Here is a 1,084-nt window from a genome sequence, read left to right on the forward strand (position 1 = left end):
GGTGTGCCAGCCCTTCGCGTGCGACGTCGTCCGGCTCGGCCACGTTCAGCCCGGGTGGCCTCGGGATACATGTCGGGTGCCCGCTCGACGAAATGACATCGGCCACCCTGCGCTTCGATCAGCGCGATCTTCTGCGGCGACGTGCTCGCCGGCATCACCGCGATGAAATCCAGACCGAGCAGCTTCGCGAAATACGCCTCGCTCACCGCCGTCGACCCCGACGAGGCCTCCACCACCGTGGTGCCCTCGGTGACCCAGCCGTTGCAGATCGCGTACAGGAACAGCGAGCGCGCCAGCCGGTGCTTGAGGCTGCCGGTGATGTGGGTGGACTCGTCCTTGAGGTACAGCTGCACCGGCCAGCCGGCGGGCAGCGGGTACCGCAGCAGGTGGGTGTCGGCGGAGCGCTGGGAGTCGGCGTCGATCAGCCGGACGGCGTTGTCGACCCAGTCACGCGGGGCGCTGCGGTCGAGGTATTTCACGCGGTCGGCCCGTCGTCGTCACCTCGCAACCGGGCCCGCAGCTGCGCCTTGTCCTGGCGGCGGCGCGCGTCGACGACGGCGATGTCCTCGTTGACCTTCGTGCGCAGCTTCTTGAACAGGGTGAGCGAGAGCGGCATCGCGACGATCAGCGCGAACAGCGCGGCCACGATGATCGGCACCTCGACGCCGATGAGCTTGGCGACCCCGACGATCACCGCCGCGATCAGCACGACCAGCCCGAGCCGGGCCAGCGTGTAGAGGGCCAGATTGCGGACCAGCCGCTTCCCCGCGCCAGAACCTTGCTGACCAGTTGCTTCACTCACGCCCAACAGCCTAACCCCGCCGCGGCCTGGCCCGATGCAGCCCCGTTCGCGGCTTTTGTCTATTACTTCCCCTTTACCAACAGTAGGTGGTTCGACTACGTGGGGGTCGCAGTGCGACGATGGCGCCATCTGATGAGGGAACTGTCGAGAACGGAGAGGTTAGCTATGACTGCGATCACCGTCGGCGGCCAGGACACTCTGCTGACACCAGGCCACCCAGCGGTTACGCTTCCGGCAAGCACGTCACGGCCAGGTCGACGCGCCGCCGCGGCGTTTGCGGAC

2 protein-coding genes are annotated in these 1,084 nt (G+C 67.4%); both read right to left on the reverse strand.

Annotation, left to right across the window (positions count from 1 at the left end; genetic code table 11):
* The coding region (locus ACWDNU_RS46805) for a pyridoxal-phosphate dependent enzyme (protein WP_449673580.1) at nucleotides 1-479 on the reverse strand (479 nt) is incomplete at its 3' end.
* Nucleotides 476-802, reverse strand: a complete 327-nt coding sequence (locus tag ACWDNU_RS46810; RefSeq protein WP_355273922.1) for a DUF4229 domain-containing protein — start codon at nucleotides 800-802, stop codon at nucleotides 476-478. The genes ACWDNU_RS46805 and ACWDNU_RS46810, both read right to left, overlap by 4 nt.
* Nucleotides 803-1,084 lie beyond the last annotated feature (282 nt).

The organism is Amycolatopsis sp. NPDC003676, assembly GCF_053587275.1.